The sequence below is a fragment of the Lysinibacillus sp. FJAT-14745 genome (assembly GCF_001275675.1).
Lineage (GTDB): Bacteria > Bacillota > Bacilli > Bacillales_A > Planococcaceae > Lysinibacillus.
The window spans coordinates 159,022-179,388 of the sequence record NZ_LITM01000007.1 but is presented as its reverse complement, the minus strand read 5'-3'; the positions used below and the strand labels follow the sequence as shown (position 1 = coordinate 179,388).

Genomic DNA, 20,367 nt, shown 5'->3' with positions numbered 1-20,367 from the left:
GTATGTTGTAAGGGTGTAGGATAGCAGGTGAATGTAGATGAGTGGATTAGAAAATATCGAGGTAGAGCTGCCGTTTATTGAGCAGCTAAAAGGCTATGGCTATATTCATATGCAAGGGTCAGAACTTGAGGCAGAGCGTTCATCAAAGGCAGCAATTGTACTTGAACAGCGCTTTGCGAATGCAATTCGAGCTTTAAACCCTTGGATAAATGATGCCAATGTTGAAAAGGTTGTGAAGCAATTTGTTTCGCTTCAAGCAGAGGATACGTGGCATGCTAATAAAACGATTTTTGAATGGTTATTTGGACAAGGGATTTCAGTATTACAAGATGTCGGTGGTGGTAAGAAAAATCAGACCGTCACTTTGTTCGATTTCGAACATCCAAATAATAATGAATTTCTTGCAGTCAATCAGTTAAGTATTGAAAGTGCGAACGGTACAATTCGTCCAGATATTGTGCTGTACATAAATGGTTTGCCGCTTGTATTAGTGGAATGTAAAAGTCCAAAAGTACAGGTAGACAAGCAGTTGCCAGAAGGTGTGCGTCAATTTGAGCGTTATATGCAAACGAATGACAAGCTGTTTTGGTACAACCAAATTTTAATCGTCACAAGTCGTGACCGTGCAAGAGCAGGAACGGTATTTGCTAAGGCGCAGCACTACGGCTTATGGAAGGACCCGTATCCTTTAACTATAGAGGAAGTAGGTTCTACACGAGCACAGGAAGTATTAGTTGCAGGGATGCTCCGTAAAGAGGCGTTACTCGATTTAATGCGTAATTTCATCGTCTTTGATGGCAAGGTGAAAAAGCTTGCACGTTATCAGCAATATCGTGCTGTAAACAAGGCGATTGACCGTATTTTAACAGAAGATAAGCCAGCCCTTCGCGGTGGTGTTGTATGGCATACACAAGGCTCTGGTAAATCATTAACGATGGTCTACTTAGCTATGAAGCTACGTCGTCAAACAAAGCTACAAAATCCGATGCTTGTCATTGTCACAGACCGTCAGGATTTAGACGAGCAAATTACAGCGACTTTTACACAATCGGGCTTCCCAAACCCAACACAGGCAATGTCGGTAGCAGATTTAAAGCAGCAGCTAGTTAAAGGTGCAGGTAGTACAATCATGACACTTATTCAGAAGTTCCAAGGAAATGACGAGAAGCAGTTTCCAATTATCTCGGAATCACAAAACATTATTGTCATGACCGATGAATCCCATCGTTCGCAATATAAAGGTTTAGCTATGAATATGCGTAAAGCGTTACCGAATGCAACATTCATTGGCTTTACAGGTACACCAATCGAAAAGGAAAAGCGTTCAACAACGGGTAAGTTTGGTGCTTATATAGATAAGTACACTATCGAACAAGCTGTTGAAGATGGAGCCACTGTTGCGATTTTCTATGAATCCCGTTTACCAAACCTACATGTAAAAGGAGATTCATTAGACGAGCTGTTTTCCCGTTCTTTCCATGAGTACGACGGGGATACACGCGAAAAGATTAAACAAAAATACGTAAATGATGAGCTATTACTAACATCCCCGGACCGTATGCGTGAAATTGCATTAGATATTGTACGTCATTTTGAAAGTAAAATCTTAATGAACGGCTATAAAGCGCAGGTTGTAGCGATTTCTCGTCATGCAGCAGTTGAATATAAAAAGCTGATTGATGAGTTTGCAGCAAGACAATTTGAAACAGCTGTTATTTTCTCTGCGGGTCAAAACGATTCAGAGGAAATGCGTAAATATCATATTTCCAAAGAAGAAGAGAAAAATCTCATTGCTCGGTTCAAAAAGCCGATGGACGAGGACAAGCTAGCAATGCTCATCGTATGCGATAAGCTACTGACAGGTTTTGACGCGCCAATTGAGCAAGTAATGTACTTAGACAAGCCAATAAAGGAGCACAACCTATTACAAGCGATTGCTCGAACAAACCGTAAATACGATGACAATAAATCGTATGGTTTAATTGTCGATTACTTTGGGGTTTCTCGATTCTTAGACCAAGCGCTAGAGATTTTCAGTGCGAATGATGTGAAAGGGGCACTACAGTCAATTGATGATGAAATGCCGCGTTTAGAGCAACGTCATCGTGCTGCACTTCGTTATTTCGATGGATTAGCCCCTTCAAACTTAGAGGATGCCATTTTACGCTTAACAGATGAAGATGTACGTGCAGATTTCGACATCTCATATAAACGTTTTGCACAAAGTATGGATAAGGTGTTACCAAGTCCAAAGGCAGAACGATTTGTAGGAGATTTAAAACGTCTTGGAGCAATTCGCCAGCTAGCGAAATCACGTTTTGCGATTGATGATGGTATGGATATTTCAGAGTGCGGTGAAAAGGTGCGCCGCCTTGTGCAGAACTATTTGTTTACGGAAGGTATTGATGCACGTGACCCGGTTTCAATTTTAGATGTTTCTTTCAAGGAAGAAGTCGAGAAGAATACGAAACCTGAAACAAAAGCAGCCCAAATGGAGCATGCAATTAAGAAGGAAATCTCTGTACGCCTTGATGAAGATAAAGTGTTTTACACATCTCTAAAGGAAAAGGTAGAGCAGCTAATCGAAAAGTACAAAGAGCGTCAATTAACGATTTTTGAGCTGTTAGAGAAGCTAGAAGAGGCGCGAGAAGCTATTGTAACCAAAGTTAGCGGGAAGACAGAAAGCGGCTTAACAAGCTTGCAGGAGCCTTATTATAATAAGCTCTTTGAAGTTCATGAAGAAAGTGCAACGTACAATTTAAAAGAAATTGCTGTAGACGTCCATAGGTTTATAGAAGATACCGTTACGCCAATTAGCGATTGGTCATCCAAAACTGATTTTAAGCGTAAATTAACGGCTGATTTAAAAATCAAACTGCTTAAAGAGAAAATGTCGATGAGTGATGCATCAATGCTGACGGGGTATTTTATTGCGTTAGCAGAGAACCAGTATGGTAAGAAATAAGAGAATTACTTCCATCAACCTATTTTAGGAGTGAATAGTTCATGCAAACATTGGAGTCATTAAAAAGTATTTTTAAAGATAGAATCTTCAAAATCCCGGATTACCAACGTGGGTACTCTTGGCAAAAAAGACAGCTAAAAGATTTTTGGGAAGATGTTATAAATTTGCCGAATGATAGATTTCATTACACTGGTTTATTGTCATTAAAACAAGTTTCAAAAGAGGACTATAACGGTGACAAATGGATTGCGGAAAGATGGTTGATTAATGACCGTGGATTTAAACCTTTTCACATAGTGGATGGCCAACAACGTTTAACTACATTGGTTATTTTTGTTAGTGAAATAATAAATTTAGTAAAATCACTTCAAGAGAATGTTGGAAAAAAGGAATCTGAAATCTATTTAGGAACTTTTAGCCTTCAACAGATTAAAGAGGAATACCTTGTAGTTCAAATGCCACCGCAATTCATTGTGAATACGTATAAGTTTAGTTATGAAACAGATAATCCAAGCTTTGAGTATCTAAGACATAAAATTTTAGGTGAGCCGGATGCAGGCACAATTACTGAAACATTTTATACATTGAATTTGGAAAATGCTAAACAGTTTTTTGAATCTAACTTAAAGAATTTTTATGAAACTTATGGGTTGATTGAGATTGAAGGATTATTTAAAAAGCTTACGCAAAACTTGATGTTCAATTTGCATGAAATCCAAGACGATTTTGATGTATTTGTCGCTTTTGAAACGATGAATAATCGAGGGAAAAAACTGTCGAATCTAGAGCTATTAAAAAATCGTCTAATTTATTTAACAACATTGTACGAATCATATGAGTTATCTAATGATGAGCGGGACATACTTCGTTCAGATATTAATAACGCTTGGAAAGAAGTATATTATCAACTAGGGCGTAATAAAAAAAATCCTTTGTCAGATGATGACTTCTTAACGGCTCATTGGATAATGTATTTTCAATATTCGAGACAAAAGGGTGACGACTACATAAAGTTTTTACTTGATGAAAAATTCAATCCTCAAAATGTCTTTAACAAAATTGAAGTGAAATTAGATTCGATTACAGAAGTCTCCGAATTAAAAGATGGAGTGGAACCAGAAGAACTAGAAGAAGTTACTGTTGAAGAAAAATCTAAAACAATTGCTAAGCTTTCACCAAAAGAAATTTCAGATTACGTTAAAAGTTTGCAATCAACTGCCGTACATTGGTACAACTCGTTTAACCCCTTAAATAACAATGATTTAACTTCTGAAGAACAACTCTGGCTAGATAGGTTAAATCGAGTAGGAATTGCCTACTTTAGACCGTTAATTTCAGTGTCTTTTCTGCGTTCAGATATAACTGTAGCTGATAGAATAAAACTATTTAAAGCTGTTGAGAGGTTTATATTTATTGCGTTTAGACTTGGGAGAGCATTATCAACATATCGTAACAGTGAGTTTTATAGATTAACAAAAAGATTAAACAATGACGATATTACGATTGATGAAATCTGTCAGATACTAAATGATAGAATTGAAAATTGGTTAAGTCCAACATCTGCATTTGATTATCAACCATTTAAAGCATATATTACAAGACATTATACTAATGGTGGAGGATTTTATTGGTGGAACGGATTGCAATACTTTTTATATGAATATGAGCATGAAAAAGTATTGCAAAATGGAAATCAGAAAATAGATTGGAACTTATTTGTTAAAAGTGAGAAAGACAAAGTATCTATAGAGCATATTTATCCTCAAACACCTACAAATGATTACTGGACAAAAGGTTTTCAACAATATTCTGATGAGCTAAAAGGAATATTAACGGGCACTTTAGGTAACTTATTACCATTATCGAATAGTAAAAATTCTAGCATGCAAAATGATAGTTTTCCTGATAAAGTTTCCCCATTAAACAGGTCTCATAAAGGTTATAGGGACGGTTCTCACAGTGAAATAGAAGTTGCAGCATACCCTGACTGGAATGCGGAAGCAATTTTAAAACGAGGATTAGTTCTTTTGGAATTTATGGAAAAAAGATGGGGCATCAAGTTTGAAAATGATGAAGCAAAGAATGATTTTTTATTCTTGAATTTTATGTAATAGAATCAAAGCCATGTATCTGCTATTTAAGCAATACATGGCTTGTTTTTTTATATATACAACGTCTTTCCATTCATTCGAAGCCATTCTTTCTTCTCTTCATAATTCGACATAAGCATTCCTAATGTATCCCAAAATTCCTTTGAATGGTTCATATGTTTTAAATGAACTAATTCATGAGCTAATACGTAATCCACTACAGATACAGGTGCTAAAAGGATGCGCCAATTAAGTAATACTTGTCTATTAGGTGTACAGCTCCCCCAGCGTTGTTGCTGTTCCTTAATTTTTACAGCAACCGGTTCCTCCTGCAATTTCACTGTAAAACGTTGCATACGTAATTTGATAAATACTTCACCTGTAGTTTTTATCCATTGCTCATATAACGGTAGCAATATATCACGGTGATTTTCCATTGCAATATCAGCTGGTAACTGACCAATAAAAGTACCTTGCTGAAATTTAAACGATGGAGATAAGATAGACTCTCCTTTTTCTATTTTTAAACGATACTGCCGACCTAAATAGGGTAGTTTCTCACCAGCTAAAAATGAACGATGGTGCATACTGTCATTCATTTCGTTAAAATGCGCTAACTGTGCGCGAATCCATTTCGCCTTTTGGTACACAACCGAAACTATTTTTTCTTGAGGTGTATTTGTCGGCGCGGTCACATAGACACCGTTACTATCTACTGCGATTGAGATGGTCTTTCTGCGATTGCTCCACTTTACTTCATATGGGATTATAGCGTTTCCGAATTGAATGGTATGCAATACAATCCCTCCAACCAAATTATTATTACATTATTTTATCATGAAGACATTTATTTATAAGATTAATTTGGCTTAATATTTTTAAAAAGCTGTTTAACAAGTATGAGTGATAATTATCATGCAGCAAAGTTAAGTTGCGTCTAAAATATTTTAGAATCTTATTAAAGCCTTTGAGAATGGTTGGTGTAGTTTTTCTTAGAAATTACATATTAAAAACTAGAAGTACCTATTTAGGTATTTTATTAAATCTTAAGAATTCATAAGGTATGAACAAGCTTCAAGCCTTGAGAACACTAGTTTTTTAATTTTTAAATCGGAAAATTTCATAATAATAATAAAACAGAGAGGAGAGCGGAGGGAAGGAGGGGCTAATGTAATATATAAATAAACTTAAAGATGATAAGAAATATTGTTAAACCGAATTTTTGTGATGTACGACCGCTTTTTGTCCGCAAATGTAGTGTTTTTTTATATTATGCCTTTAACAGTACAGTTGAATGAATTGAGGTATATAAAGTGAAAACAACTACACCTATGACACTTTCTACTTTTAATGAAAAACAAATTGACAATCAGCTCAATAAAATTGTTACATTTTTACAGACTATTTATCCGTTTTTAAAAGAGGACACTTGGAATAAGTGTGCCATAGAATTACGACCTCTTAAGAGAGATGAAAATGCTAAATATATAAGAAGTTATAATACATGGAGATTACAGCAGAAAGATAAAGACGAATTACGCAAGTTTTTAAAGCTTATCAATGGTGAAGGATATTGTATTTACTACAGTACATTTGCTTTTAACTATCAAAAAGAGGTAAAAACTAAAAACGGTAAATCAATGCAAAAAGGAAAAGTGAACAATCAAAATGCTGTATTTACATGTATTTTACCGATGGATTTTGATGATATAACCGCTGACGAATTTCTGAAAGAAAAGGAAAAATTACAACGATTAGGTATTGAAACAATGGACATTTTTACAGGGCATGGTTTTCAATCAATTATTCTCTTGAAAAAAAGCGTGTACGATACAGAAATTCTAAAGAAATTTACTACATTGCTTATGCAAAAAGGTTTTAAAGTGGATAGTAATATTAGTGATGCTGCGCGTGTAATGAGATTACCATTTACTTTCAACTCGAAATCCCTTGATAAAAAAAATAAATATTATCAAGAAGGTAGTCGAGAAGTTATACCAGTTTGTATGAGTAATGAGACTGAAAACCGATATGATGTTGTGGAAGTATTTGAAAAGCTACAAACTATGCCAGATATATTAGAAAATCAAATAGATATATCAGAATTACAAACCCTGGAAAATATTGAACAGAAACCGCATTTGAATGCAGAAAAAAAAGCAAAAAAAATAGAGAAAAAAGAATTAACATATTATCGAGAACAAGTAGAAATAAATAATCTTGCTGAAAAAGGCACATCTTTATATCCTACAGTGCCTTTTGAAAGATTACCTTTAGCAATACAAAAAATGCTTATGGGGACAAAAGAAGGGATACGTAACGATACTATGTTGTTCCTAATTCCATTTTTAAAAAATACTTTAGGGCTTAGTCTAGAACAAATCATAAATGTATTAACAGTTTGGGGAGAGGTATGCAATCCAATAATTGATGAAGCAACAATTAATTCAGAAGTGAAGAGATTATATCGTTATGATATTGAGGCTAGATATGGGAAATATACACCAGAAATGGCTAAAGTATATGGGTATTTGGAGTTTGAAAAGTTTTCCAAAGAGGACAAGGTTATTTTACCGAATATGCTATTTGATAACTATGCAGATTTACCAGATAACTCGATTCGCATCTATTTAGCAATGCATATTGCAAAAAAGAAACAGGATATATCAAATTTCACTTTAACACAATTGTTAGAGATAGTAGGAGTATCAATTTCAACTTTACAAAAGAATATAAAGCCGTTACTACAGAATCAATTAATTATAAAGAAACGGATGAATCGGAGAGAGGGAGAAGGCTACGAATACTATGTAAATCCATACTTTAATACAGCGGATGGGTTTACCATGATTCCAATCGAAGTTGCTGACTGGTTATTAAAGACTCTTACTGGAAGCGAATTAAAGTTGTATATCTATTTTGTTAGAGCAACAGGTAATTTAGGTGGGAACTGTTGGGAGAGTCAGAAAGAATTGGCTAAGCATTTGGGGAAGAAGAGTCAAACGTCGTTGTCGAAGCTTACTCAAAGGCTGCATGATAAAGGCGTTATTTTTAAGGAAACGAAATGTATTCGCAACGTGCCTCATACGGTTTATCACTTGATTGATTTAAAAATGGAAGCAAGATAAAAAGATTAAATATGAATAATTCATAGGGTATGATTTATTCATACTTAATCATTTATTATCTCATTTGATTTAGATAATAGCTTCCTTTATTGTGCCAATCGACAATTTTCAAAGGATGAAGGTGTTCAATGACATCATCTTTAGAAATAGGAGAGGTAGATTTAAAACCACCGCTAGTGTCTTTGTTTTTTATGTTATCTTTCAAACAATTAAGGTACTCAGTAGGAATAGTTTCAATTGGTACGTCAATCGAAAAAATTGTAGGTATTCCGTGATTTTTTAATAGCTGATGGCTTACTAAATCCGCAGCAATACCTTGTATAAACTCACTCCCGTAAATCATATAATGTCCTGCTTTTAATAGTAATTCTTGCTTTGAAACAGTGAACCAAATACTTTTTCTTTCAATAGCTTCCGACTGCCAATGTTTTTCAAATACCTCTATAATGCTTTTTTTATCAAGGAAGATATCATTTAAACGATATAATGTTTCATGCAGTAGTTGTTCCTTATCAAGCATTTGAATGCCTTTGGAGTAGTAAGTATGTATGTCTAAAGGACGACAACCATGAAAACCGCGGATATGTGTAAATTTATTTTCTAAAGTAAAAGATTTAGGTATCTCACTTTTTATTAATTCGTCGATTATTGCTACTTTTTTCAATTAAATTTCTCCTTTGAAAACAAGACTTTATTGGTTGTATCGTGAGGTTTAAAGGTTCGAATACTTTTCTTCCACAAGCTAAAAAATAATTAGTGTAATGTGAATATCATTAGGAAGAGGTTATCTTTAGTTAGATAATCTCTTTAATGCTTTCCCATTTTTCTTTACAGCTTTATCGAAACTTGCTTTAATTTTAGTGGATTTATCAGTGCTCGTTTTTGGCTGAAGACCTTGATTTACTTTTTTGTCCTTGGTCATGATAATATCACCTCACACTTTTAATGTTGTATTTAATGTAATAAAATAACAAACCAAAAAGCAAGCAGAATCATCTACTTGCTATTGGTGAATTATTCATCTGTTAAACTATTAATTATAGCAGCAAGCATTACTTCTTTTTGTTCAGAAGTAAGTGGCGAACCATTATAATGCAGTTCTTGCATTAAGAAAAAATCGTGTAAATCCATAGGATGCATAAGCTTTGATTGTAAGTCCTCGTCTAAAAAAATTTTAGGATTTGCATTGAGTGCTCTACACAACATTGAAAATACAGCTAAACTAATATCTGTGTTGATGTCATTTTCTAATTTTGATAAATATGAGGCGGTAATACCTGCTTCATTTGCTAATTCGCGAAGAGAGTAGCCACGGTCCTTTCGTAAAATCTTAATAATTGCTCCAGGGTTTAATTTTGTTGTTACATCTACTGTCAACTTCATTTCCTCCTTATATTTCTCAAATCGAGAATCCTCTGTTATTAAAAACAAGCTATTATAGTTGAGTTATTGATGAATTATTCATTTGCTATAAAAGATTTATTAAAGTATTTAATATGTTGTATAAATCAGATAACTATTGATGACATTAAAAGCTAATGACCATCTATTGTAAAGTTATAAAAGACTCATATAAATGATAAATAGCTACCGTTGGAACGGTAGCTATTTATGACTAAGGTCTATTTGTAATACTGTTAAATACTACATGTAGAGAAATTGTTCTTTTTAAATCAGGAACCAGCGTATCAACAGTCAACCCTGAAATAAAACAGAGTGTTGCTAATCGCTCGATACTTAAACCACTAAAGTAGTCTAGCTTATTTTTTAAATGCTTTTTTTTAATAACACATTTACATTCCTTTAAATCCATCTGTAACTCTCCAAGTAATTGATTACGAATTGTTTTGATACGAGCAATATGCGACTCGCGTAACTTTATTGTGATTGCCTCTCCTTTTGCCATGTTGCAACAACTCCATTTTATAGAATGCTACATCATATGCAAAAATACATTAGATATAACGCTATAGATAGTGTTATCTAATTAAGTTAACGCCGGCGAATACTTCGTGTAGCACGTTGAGGTTGAGCAATTCAATTTCATTCAATACCGAGTGCTCGCAAAGAGTGTTATATGCTGAATTATTACGATAGTACATTTCTGTTTTTGCATCCTCTACAATGATTTTGAATTGAATGGTAAAGCCCTGTGGCGTATTAAGAAGAGAATCAAAGTAATCTCGAATTTCTTTTAATAGTTTCTCAAGTTTCGCGACATTTCGATATTTATTGTTAGTATCAACAATATAAATAATGGGGCCATGTAGCTTCACTCTTTTATCATAAACAGTGTAAGCGTTAGAATAGTGCCAACCGCCGATATAGACCCCTCTTGATTGGATGGCATTCAGGTTAAAATCGTAATAATATATGCTTTCTTTAGTAAGGGGGTGTAGATTCAATCTGTTAATATTGTTCTGTCTAATTTCTTCTAATAGTTCTACCTCTGAACGGATTTTTTCCCATCCATTCTTGTAGAAAGGGTTTTGCAACAATGGAGTCAATATATGATGGTTGCTTTTATCCTTCGCCAGTAATGTTGTGTTACTTTTAATCATTTTGATATACTCATCTATTTTCATATCGAGTTCACGTTGGTGTAATTCGTAGAGCAAAATGGCATTAATAAATGCACTCTTTAATACTTTAGCCGTTGTAAAAGTGATACTTGCGGTATTCTTTCTTGTTTGCTTGGTTAAGAAGTAAATACCAAACTTTTTAAGCCGTAAAACTTGTCGATTGCAGTAACGGTGTATATGGATAATGTCAGCATCCTTTAGTGCAGCTATTGCAGAAGCAATTTTCTTATCCGTCATTTGCAAGAAGTATTGCAGATACTGTTTTAACTGCGTTCGCCACATAATCCCTTTTCCGAGAAGATAAATGATTTTAATGACGTCTAAGTGTTCTTCCGCAATCTTTTGTTTGTATGTTGTTGATGTCATAATGACTCCTCCCTTCATCTTGTATATCTCATTTCAATTTGGCAATTTAAAGCATCGGTAAAAAGTAATTTTGCTAGGATGTCTTCAAATGTATAGTTACGAGTAATTACTTCAAACAGTTGTAGCTTTCCATTAGATTCATAAGCTCCGTCTGTAGCGCTAATCTTTTTATCTTCTATTAGACCAGTTATCTCTTCTACTTTTTCGTAATCCTTTAGTTGTTCATAACTTTGTAATGTTTGGTAGAGAACAATTTGCAGTTCCTTTTCTGTTTGCCATGTTAGCCTTGCTTCCAATGGCAATGACATGTACTTCTTCAATACCTCAATATCATGCGATACGGATGCAGACCGATACCACTGTCCAGATATACCAACCTTCAACGCTAACCTTTTACCTTTAGCAGACAGAAAATAAATAAAGAAGTTGCTATTGCCATGTAGAAAAGTAGAGGCTTTTTTGATTAGCCCATCTCTTATAAATATCGAGAGTCGATGATTGGAGATGTAGCTAAGGATGTATTCGTGAAGCATTACTCCACAAGATTTAAATGCATGAAGTAAATTAATTTCCTGTTTGGTAATTGCTTTGATAGTTGTTATTTGAACCACCTCCTTTCATTTGCATTGTTCCGAGAACGGGAATGAATCTGTAACCAGCTGTCTCGTAACTTGCGTTCTCGTTGCGAAATAACAACCTATTGTATGGGGATATGGGGGGAGTTATAACTTTTCGGGTGTTTTATTAATGGCTAAGGAGTTTGAAGAGTTAAAACGTGAAGGAAAAGCAGAGTAAGAAAAAGTATTATTTAGCTTACTTTAATAGGGGTTAAACATACTTTTGTTTTGCAAAAGTAATATTTTGTAGAAGGGTTGTATATGATACACAATCAAATGTAAATGGAGGTGAGAATGTGAAAGGATTTGAATATCGAAAGTTATCAGTAGAAGACCAAGTGAATTGGTTAAATGAAGAATTGCAAAAGCAGGAGTTGAAAAAAATAGCAGCTGAATTAGGTATGTCTACTAGTACATTAACTAATGGTATACGAGCAGCTGGCTATAAATTTGATAGAGCCGCTAAACAGTATGTAATTGCTACATTAAATAGTATAAATGAAGATAAACAATTAATGGCCTATTTACATGAACATTTTGCGGAATTGCAAATGCTGATAGAAATGCAACGTTTTGAGGTAAATCAAGATGTAAAACTTGATAAGAGGATAGGTTCTATGAATGCAAAGTATGTGGCTAAAAGTATTAAGGTTCAAGATAATATATACGAAGAATTCGAGGAATTGTATAAAACGAAATTTCATCAATGGAAGATGCAAGATGTTATGACGCAGATGATGTTGGAATTTGTAGAGAAGTACAAAAATAAGTAACAAATGTTAAGATGTTGATGTTGTTAAAATACAATTCTTATACTTAATTGTCATCTTGTGAACATTTTTATTTGGATTGTTGCCATATTAATAGAAAACAACATACTTTAAAAACCTAAATAATAACTGGATGAACAGGATAATTCGAACTAAATAAGTAGAAATCTTACACATAGCTCAGTTCATTCAATTACATAGCTTCTATAGAGAATAGCCATTCCTTTTAGGAATGGCTATACTTTTTATAGTTTGTATTCTAATGTTCCAGTAAGTTTTTGCGGTAAATTTTTTGAAGTTATCTCATAATCAATATTTAGTGAATTTGAAGATTTAAAAAGAATATAGCAAGGAAACCACATACTAGTTGAAGGGTTTAATTCGTCAAATTGGAATTTCAAAATCTGTTTCTCACCGTTTTCATAGAGGTCAAAAAATAAAATTTCTTCTGCTTTATCTTCAAAATTTCTCTTTCTTTCATCCCATTCTTCTTTATAAGAGCGATGTAAAGAGAAGTTTGCAAAGGCTGAAGATACACTAGGCGAGTATTGAGTTTTTGAATAATATTCCAAAATATTGCTATCTTCTTTTGGTTGGAGTATGGCACTTAAAAAATCATTAGTGAAAGTTTTAATTGTCGCATAATTAGGTTTTTCGAATTTTTGATAGTTTAAAATATGGACTTCCTTAGGGAAGCTTAATTTAACTGTTATCGATTCATTAAACTGCTGACCCGAGTTAACTAAAATCAACGGAGCAATATTAAAGTTTTCAAGGTAAGCGAAAGTTTCTAAGTAACCCTTTAATTCATCAAGCTTCTTTTCGAATTGGGTGTATAAATTATACTTTTCCCTTTCTTCTGCTGTGCCTTCATAAGAAGGGGAACCTCCTAAATAAGTAGGAATTTGTAATGAAGATTTTTTGAGATTTCCAAAACTAAAAAAATTTGCATCTAATTTAATCCCAAGATATTTTTCACAAAGGGCACTATACTCCTGTTGTTCTTCGGACGAAATAGAAACAGGTGTATTCAGAAAATTTGCTTTATCGGAGTTTCTACCTGCACTGATAGGTAGTTTTGTCGTACTAAGTTCATGAGTTAATTGACTTAGAACTTCCTTTTGACTATTAATAAATTCGGATGTAGTGAGGTGATTCCATTTTAATAAATCGAATACATTCTTTGCTTTCTGAATTTTAGGGTGATAAAACGCAACTGAAAGTTGATTCGTTGTTATTAAGTCGTTCGAAATAGGTTCATTAGAGTTAGATTGTGCAAATAGAGTTAAATGATTTAACAGTTTTTCTTCTAGGAGTTCGGATGAATCATATGTATCATACAAACCTTTTGATTGACAATGTATACGGAACTCTTTTAATTTTTTATACTGTTCAGGCTCTATAGAGTCCGGCATAACTGGCTTTATAGAAAAATAAAGCATCACTTTTTTAGAACTATTCATAAATTCTTGAATTTCTTCGACTGTTCCAGACTCTGCAACACCAGTATGTGTTCCTAATTTAGTCCAAAATGTTCCGATTAAAATATCAGATGAATTAACTATTTGTGAATTGATAAGAGCTTGAGGACGTTCCCCCATCTCTGGAATAGTGTGTGTTTCCCACTTTACGGGAAGAAAGACGATTTTGTAATGAGCGGAGTTATTAGTATTCCATTTATGTAGTACTTTAGGTATGAGTTCTCTTTCTTCAGAAACATCAGAAGGAGAAGCAATTAATACACGATATACTTTTGCAGTAAAGGACATACTTTAACCTCTTTTCTGGAATATTATTAGTTCGAAATATATTATACAGGTCTTTAATTAAAACAGAGTATGAGTGTTTTAGAGAAAAATAGGGTGGTAGAATTTTAGAGTACTTGTATTCTGAAGAGTCAAAAGTTATTTCATTTTTCCACCAATATTTTTATTGATAAGTATATAATTAATAGGAGAATATTGGAATAGCGAGGGATGCTTTTATGAAGAAAATTATTTATTTTGATGAAGGGTCTGCAACAGATATTTTACTTATGGAGCATGGGGGACAAATAACTGAAATCAATGAACAAACCGGTTCTGTAAGTCTAAAAGGTAATGCTGAAGGTAGCGTTGATGTAGGGGCAGGAACTGGTTTTTTAACTATTGTTAAAGCTGCTTTTAGTACAAAAGTAAGTACCAGTGTTTCGCATGAAAAAGATTCCTTAGCAACTAAGACTGTTACAAATACTATTTTAACTGACTTTTTGACATTAAAAGGGAAACTTTTGGATGAAAAGAAGGTTGTAGAGCTCAAAGGTTATAAAGTATATGCTTTGAAGGATTCATTTGCGTATTTAAAAATGTACGCCCCTTATATGAAGATTCTAAAAGAGGACTCAGGTGCAATAGAAGGTATTCAAGATTTTAATCTTCAAAACGTAGATGAAATCTTATCAGCAGCTAAAGGATACTATGAATTATTAGCTTTTAAAGGGGAAGATAAAGCTATACTTCGTTTTAATATTAATGTATTTAAAAATGCATATATGTTAACAGATTTACCTAAAATGAATCTTATGTATATAGCAGTTGAAGTAGGAGATTGCACAGAAAATGAATTACTTATACAAAATGAGCTATCAGGGAGTAATTCAACAGCACCACAAGAAACAATAGATATAGATAGATTAATGGATGTTCAAGGAGCAAATATTCCGAATAATAATCGTATCAAATTATACGATGTGATTTTAGGTGGTGTAGGAAATAATGAAATTTAATATATTCTATGGACCACAAAGTTATTTTAATTCAGTTATACCTACCGAAAAAACAATTAACTTATCTGAATTAGTTAGATGGAGTGATGCAAGAAGAACAAATCCTATAGAAGATGATTTGATAAATACATATGATTCTTTAATTGTATCTACAGAAGAATATGGAGGAGTGACTAGTTCTTTTATTGAAATGTTTATAGTAGGGATTTTTTTATATCAACCGATTTTAAAATATGACCAGATTTACCTTCATAATCCACCAACACGTGTTTATAATCAACTTCAAATATATAGTAAAGAATTTGAAGTTGAAATTGATAGCTACAATTACTCAAGGGTTGATAAGTATTCATTAAAACAGTTAAAAGAAGAGTTTAGTCTTAAGATATTTGGTCAGGAGCATGTTAAGAAAGATATTCTACGCTCTTTATATGACTTATCCGTACCTAATGATATTAAACCGAAAATAATAATGTTATATGGTCCTCCAGGAGTAGGAAAAACAGAAACAGCCTATTTAATTAATCAAATAGTAAATGAAGGTAAAAAACTATTAAGGAAACAGTTTTCAATGTACCATAACGAAAGCTTTTATAGTTATATCTTTGGGGATAGAAGTAACTCGTTTGCAAAAGATTTAATAGATAGAGAATCTAATATAATTCTATTAGACGAATTTGATAAGTGTAATAGAACTTTTTTTAGTGCTTTTTATCAATTGTTTGATGAAGGAATCTATTCTGATAAGTATTATGAAGTGAACTTGAAAAATGCAATTATACTATGTACTTCTAATTATTTGTCGGAAGATGATATTCGTAAAAATTTGGGTGAGGCTATTTATTCTCGCTTCGATGCATTCATTGCATTTTCACATTTTTCTAATGAAACAAAAGAGAAGTTAATAGATAATATATATGAAGAAGAGTTATTAAAGTTTACGCAGGCAGATAGAGATATCATAGAAAAATGCGAAATTAATGGGAAATCTATTCCTGACTTGTTAAAGAGTCAAGTAAACCTACTAAGTAACGCACGAGACATAAGGAGATATTTAAAACAGATGATAGCGGTTCCACTTATTGATAACCTCTAGTGTCTTATTATGTCCCAACACAATAAAGTACTACTTGGCATATATTCCTGGATAGTATCCTTGATGGCGCCATAGAGCTAGTATATTGGCTAGAGTTGACGGAAAAATGAATTCTTATATTCCCTCCGAACAATATAAAATTGCAGAAGGGCTTATGCAAGAAATTATGCAATTTTTTTTATAGGAATAATGAAAAAAATGTCGTGACAGCGTGATGTCCTTGCTTTTGTTAATAATCTAAGTATTTTGTATCCTTTGATTCTATCTATAAAATATTTTTATGAAAATTTGTGTTATAATATAAATATGCACAAATTATAATGTGCTACCAAATCTATGAATAACTACTTCAATTAGCATTCGTGCTTATAGATTTACAGTTTTAAAAAAAACTGTGTTTCCTATATGTAACGGATGCTTTTTTTGTCGTATTTTTTAAGAAAGGAGAGATGAAAAAAGTAAAAAAAGATAATAAATTAAAGGTTAATCAAGGGAGGTTGTGGGCAAGTGTAAGCAATATTTTACGGGGTTAAATATCTGATTATTACGATAAAAAGAGATGTGCGCTTGCTATTAGAAAAATATAGAGAAAGAGGATGATTTAGGTGAATTACTTTGAGATTGGAATAGAAATGACTGAAGAAAGTCTTTCTTATTATAAAAAAATAATTGAAACGGAGGACTTAGAACTGATAAATGAAAAATATCTGCAAGTAACTGTAAATTGTTTATACGACGCTATAGAAGCGTTTAACAAACATATATTGACTAATTATAATACGTTACTCACTTTAAAAGACTTATCTGATGCTGATGTATTAAAAAATGTAAAATTAGATGGAAGTATTTCACATCCTGTTTTGTATCAAGACAGTCGAAAAATTGATTATACAGAATCACTGAAACGTGTTCAACATCTTTTCGATACTAGTCGTTATACTTTTATAGTGCTTAATAATTTCTATCAAGGAAAGATATATTTGGTTAACAATAGACGTGCAGATGTAATATCTGTAGTTAAAATACTAGATTCCATTAACCAAGTATTTATTTATATTAAAGAAATATTAACGAATTTAGATGAATATAAAGATGATGAATATGATTCGGGCTATGTTGAGACGATGATTTCAAATATAAATAACATTATTAAATTAGGTAAGCCGTTGTCGTATCAGTATTGGTTTTGTTTTCATGGAGATACATTTGAAACGGTTTATGAAATATTAAATGAATGGGAAAAAGAAATTTTACCAGATTCCCAAAAGATAAAAGTTAGTAAACAAAAGCTTGAAAATAATAATTCAGTAGTTTATACCGTAACGAATACTTCTAATGTAAAAGAGAGATGTGAAGTGTATTTCTTCATGATACCTATGTTAGAGGTAAGTGTATTTGCACTCAACGATATGCAGGGTCCAATTTTTGCTTTAATTAACCTTCGGCAAAGAGATAAGGGAAAAGTAATCTTCGAATGCTATCTCTTTGCATCACCAATTGAACAAAGTGAATTATATGGAGAAGAGTTAGGTGAATTGAATTTAGAAGGAAAACAATATGAAAAAGTTATTTTGAAAGAAACTCAAATAACTAAATTGTTTAGCTATTTATTTGAGTTGTAAAAAGCCCCCTTCTCATTATTGCTTTTCTTATTGTAAATTTTTTTTAAAAAAGTGGTTGATAAAATCTCTATAATTTTCCTATTAACAACTAAAGAAGAAATTCGATGGGAGAATATGAATAAAAAAGGGAGGGTTAATATTTGAATATTAAAGAGTATCGAGCATTGGATTTACAGTCACAAATCGAGGTTGCTAATGCTAGAATGCTTGAGTTGAAAGCTGAAGGCAAAACTACAAAGGATTTTAAAAATGGTGAGTATAATGTTTCTCATCAGTTCGTGCAAAGCATTTTAAAAGAACAGGGTTATTTGTACGATGTAAAAATAAAGCAGTTTGTTCCAGAAGAAAAAATTTCCCACAGCAATCTAATAATCGGAAGTATAAAACAAAAAACAATAGAATCAAAGTTGGAAGATGAATTGACAACTACAACACCAGAATCAATTAATGACTCACATACAATACCGAATGATGTAGATTGGGATTTATTAAAACTCATGTTGGTAGATTATAAACAATTGCAAGAGGATGAGCATAAATCTTTTGAGCCGTTGTTACAACAAGTGTTTGGTCAAGATGCTAGAGCGACGAGTTTCAAGCTTCGCTCGAAAGTTCTCGATGATTGGACTCAATACGTTAAGGATTGGGGCTATGTAACGTCGATTGATTTGACTTCTGCTGCTTTGTTGCATTTCATGCAGCAGTTTCCATTGCCTAAAAAATGAAACCTTTATTTATTATTAGAGCGATTATTAAATAATCTTGGTTTGATTCTATGATACAGAAAGCATTTCAAACTGCTAAAGATTATATCAGGGAGGATAGTACCGATGTGTTTTATAATACTATTGGCTGACAATATCCTAAAATCGACTCCATCTCAAGATTTTACTTTAATAATAAATAGAAATAAAGGAGCATTGTTGGACCTATAGGTTCAGTAGTGCTCCTTTTCATTTATTAAAAAACCTATATTGACTCGGTCTAGACACTGTTGATTTTAAAAAATGTAAAAAATAATTTACGGAAAATGTATTTTTTTATAAAGAAATGAGAATAATAAATACTTTTTGTATAAAATCTATATCTTTTTAACAGAATGACCTTATAGAAAAGTAAGGAGTGACTTAAAATGAGCAATGAATTGGGAGCAAAAAAGAAAATGTTATCATTATGGGCAACCGAAAAAAACAAAAAAGTAATTGGGAAATGCTTTAATGAGATTACGGTAAAAGATAAATACAGCGCATTCTGGAAGTGTGATTTTAATAATCCTAATTGTCCATTGACAGTAAAATCACCGGAGAAAGTTTATCAAACTATGGTAAGAGGAGGTGTTGTTTGTCAATTTTGCAAAGGCACAAATATAGAAGCAAGCGTGCAAACGAAAGCTAAGAACGAACATATTGAAAAATACTGGCACAAGGAAAGAAATAGTGCAATGGGGTATCTCCCTTCTATTAAAGCTGCAACTTCTAATGATTACATTTATGTAAAATGTGAAGAACATCATTGGGGCATATACGAAGTGAAAAAACAGAAGTGTGCAGATTTCACATATGGTCATATTGCATGTCCAATGTGCAATGGCAAACAAGCAACACCATATAATAATCTTAAAGTTAAATATCCAGATTATGCTGAAAAGTTACATCCTGCATTTGATTCTGAATTGATATTACCAAGCACTTCAGATAAATATCCATTTTGGTGTAACCTGTGTGGAATGTATTATTTAAAAGAAGTACGACACAAAACTTCACAAAATCAAGGGTGTCCAATCCATAACTCTTCTCATAAGTTTTCGAGGGCGGAACGATTGTTAAAATTAATACTAAATGAAATAATCGGAGATTTTGATAAGAAATATTTAGATATAACATGGGAAAAAGGGCATCGTATTGAAATAGATTTATTTGAATGTTCCTTATTTATAGGAATTGAATTTGATGGTAATCATCACAAAAAAAGAATACAAGTTAGAAGAGACCAAACAAAAAATGACTTGTTATATAAACACCGTGAAACTATAGGCATGGCGTTGTTTATAAGAATACGCGAAAGAGGATTACCAGAATTGCAATATCACGAAAATCAAGAACTAATTATTTGTGAAAAACATAGAAATAGTTTCATATTTCTAATACCTGCAATCCAACAATTAATTACATTAATTAATAACCGGATGCAGTTAAATATAAAATCTTACTCGGACACCGAACTTTTATTCTTAATAAAGAAGTATCTCCCATTAACAAGTAGCTAGATGATGAAAAGGGGATATTTTATATAGGAGCATTCCTGTTAGAAAGATTTTCAGGGGCTTGAAAAATAAAAAGCCCTCTTGTATGATGCATGAGTGTCAAC

The 20,367-nt window shown here is 32.7% G+C and carries 17 protein-coding genes; 9 read left to right on the top strand and 8 right to left on the bottom strand.

Annotated features, from left to right (window positions below; genetic code table 11):
- The first annotated feature begins 37 nt into the window (after window positions 1-37).
- Together AMS59_RS13785 and AMS59_RS13780 are read left to right on the top strand one after the other, a co-directional pair.
- The gene (locus tag AMS59_RS13785; RefSeq protein WP_053484319.1) at window positions 38-2,965 is read left to right on the top strand and encodes a type I restriction endonuclease subunit R; all 2,928 of its coding nucleotides are present in this window, start codon (window positions 38-40) and stop codon (window positions 2,963-2,965) included.
- A gap of 41 nt (window positions 2,966-3,006) precedes the next feature.
- Complete coding sequence (locus AMS59_RS13780; RefSeq protein ID WP_053484318.1) at window positions 3,007-5,076, top strand: DUF262 domain-containing protein; 2,070 nt, start codon at window positions 3,007-3,009, stop codon at window positions 5,074-5,076.
- A gap of 50 nt (window positions 5,077-5,126) precedes the next feature.
- On the opposite strand, the gene AMS59_RS13775 is transcribed toward AMS59_RS13780, so the two are convergent.
- Window positions 5,127-5,852: a M48 family metallopeptidase gene (locus AMS59_RS13775; protein ID WP_053484317.1), complete on the bottom strand. Its 726-nt coding sequence runs from the start codon at window positions 5,850-5,852 to the stop codon at window positions 5,127-5,129.
- A 516-nt stretch (window positions 5,853-6,368) separates the two neighbouring features.
- Between AMS59_RS13775 and AMS59_RS13770 the strand changes: the two genes are divergently transcribed.
- Window positions 6,369-8,183, top strand: a complete 1,815-nt coding sequence (locus tag AMS59_RS13770; RefSeq protein ID WP_053484316.1) for a helix-turn-helix domain-containing protein — start codon at window positions 6,369-6,371, stop codon at window positions 8,181-8,183.
- A 55-nt stretch (window positions 8,184-8,238) separates the two neighbouring features.
- Here the strand turns inward: AMS59_RS13770 and AMS59_RS13765 are convergent, their stop codons facing one another.
- From AMS59_RS13765 to AMS59_RS13745, 6 genes are all read right to left on the bottom strand, one after another.
- Window positions 8,239-8,847 carry a hypothetical protein gene (locus tag AMS59_RS13765; protein ID WP_053484315.1) on the bottom strand — a complete coding sequence of 203 codons (609 nt, stop codon included), beginning with the start codon at window positions 8,845-8,847 and terminating at the stop codon, window positions 8,239-8,241.
- A gap of 126 nt (window positions 8,848-8,973) precedes the next feature.
- Complete coding sequence (locus tag AMS59_RS26710) at window positions 8,974-9,105, bottom strand: hypothetical protein (RefSeq protein ID WP_255350016.1); 132 nt, start codon at window positions 9,103-9,105, stop codon at window positions 8,974-8,976.
- Window positions 9,106-9,197: 92 nt separating this feature from the next.
- Window positions 9,198-9,560, bottom strand: a complete 363-nt coding sequence (locus AMS59_RS13760) for a helix-turn-helix domain-containing protein (protein WP_053484314.1) — start codon at window positions 9,558-9,560, stop codon at window positions 9,198-9,200.
- 238 nt (window positions 9,561-9,798) lie between these two features.
- Complete coding sequence (locus AMS59_RS13755; protein WP_053484313.1) at window positions 9,799-10,089, bottom strand: hypothetical protein; 291 nt, start codon at window positions 10,087-10,089, stop codon at window positions 9,799-9,801.
- Between the two features lie 73 nt (window positions 10,090-10,162).
- Entirely contained in the window at window positions 10,163-11,131 is a 969-nt protein-coding gene (locus AMS59_RS13750) for a hypothetical protein (RefSeq protein WP_053484312.1), read from the bottom strand.
- Between the two features lie 14 nt (window positions 11,132-11,145).
- Complete coding sequence (locus tag AMS59_RS13745) at window positions 11,146-11,514, bottom strand: hypothetical protein (RefSeq protein ID WP_234007775.1); 369 nt, start codon at window positions 11,512-11,514, stop codon at window positions 11,146-11,148.
- Between the two features lie 530 nt (window positions 11,515-12,044).
- Between AMS59_RS13745 and AMS59_RS13740 the strand changes: the two genes are divergently transcribed.
- Window positions 12,045-12,521 carry a hypothetical protein gene (locus AMS59_RS13740; RefSeq protein ID WP_053484310.1) on the top strand — a complete coding sequence of 159 codons (477 nt, stop codon included), beginning with the start codon at window positions 12,045-12,047 and terminating at the stop codon, window positions 12,519-12,521.
- A gap of 242 nt (window positions 12,522-12,763) precedes the next feature.
- Here AMS59_RS13740 and AMS59_RS13735 read toward each other — a convergent pair whose 3' ends face one another.
- Window positions 12,764-14,287 carry a hypothetical protein gene (locus AMS59_RS13735; RefSeq protein WP_053484309.1) on the bottom strand — a complete coding sequence of 508 codons (1,524 nt, stop codon included), beginning with the start codon at window positions 14,285-14,287 and terminating at the stop codon, window positions 12,764-12,766.
- 215 nt (window positions 14,288-14,502) lie between these two features.
- Between AMS59_RS13735 and AMS59_RS13730 the strand changes: the two genes are divergently transcribed.
- The 5 genes from AMS59_RS13730 (at window position 14,503) to AMS59_RS13710 (ending at window position 20,266) form a co-directional block, all read left to right on the top strand.
- A complete protein-coding gene (locus tag AMS59_RS13730; protein ID WP_053484308.1) occupies window positions 14,503-15,282 on the top strand; it encodes a DUF6414 family protein in 780 nt (259 codons plus the stop codon).
- Window positions 15,272-16,378, top strand: coding sequence for an AAA family ATPase (locus tag AMS59_RS13725; RefSeq protein ID WP_053484307.1), 1,107 nt, complete (start codon window positions 15,272-15,274; stop codon window positions 16,376-16,378). Before AMS59_RS13730 ends, AMS59_RS13725 begins: the two co-directional genes overlap by 11 nt.
- Before the next feature lie 605 nt (window positions 16,379-16,983).
- The gene (locus tag AMS59_RS13720; RefSeq protein ID WP_053484306.1) at window positions 16,984-18,000 is read left to right on the top strand and encodes a hypothetical protein; all 1,017 of its coding nucleotides are present in this window, start codon (window positions 16,984-16,986) and stop codon (window positions 17,998-18,000) included.
- Between the two features lie 140 nt (window positions 18,001-18,140).
- Window positions 18,141-18,725 carry a hypothetical protein gene (locus AMS59_RS13715; protein ID WP_053484305.1) on the top strand — a complete coding sequence of 195 codons (585 nt, stop codon included), beginning with the start codon at window positions 18,141-18,143 and terminating at the stop codon, window positions 18,723-18,725.
- 407 nt (window positions 18,726-19,132) lie between these two features.
- On the top strand, window positions 19,133-20,266 hold the full coding sequence (locus AMS59_RS13710; protein ID WP_053484304.1) for a hypothetical protein: 1,134 nt from the start codon (window positions 19,133-19,135) through the stop codon (window positions 20,264-20,266).
- Window positions 20,267-20,367: the final 101 nt, after the last annotated feature.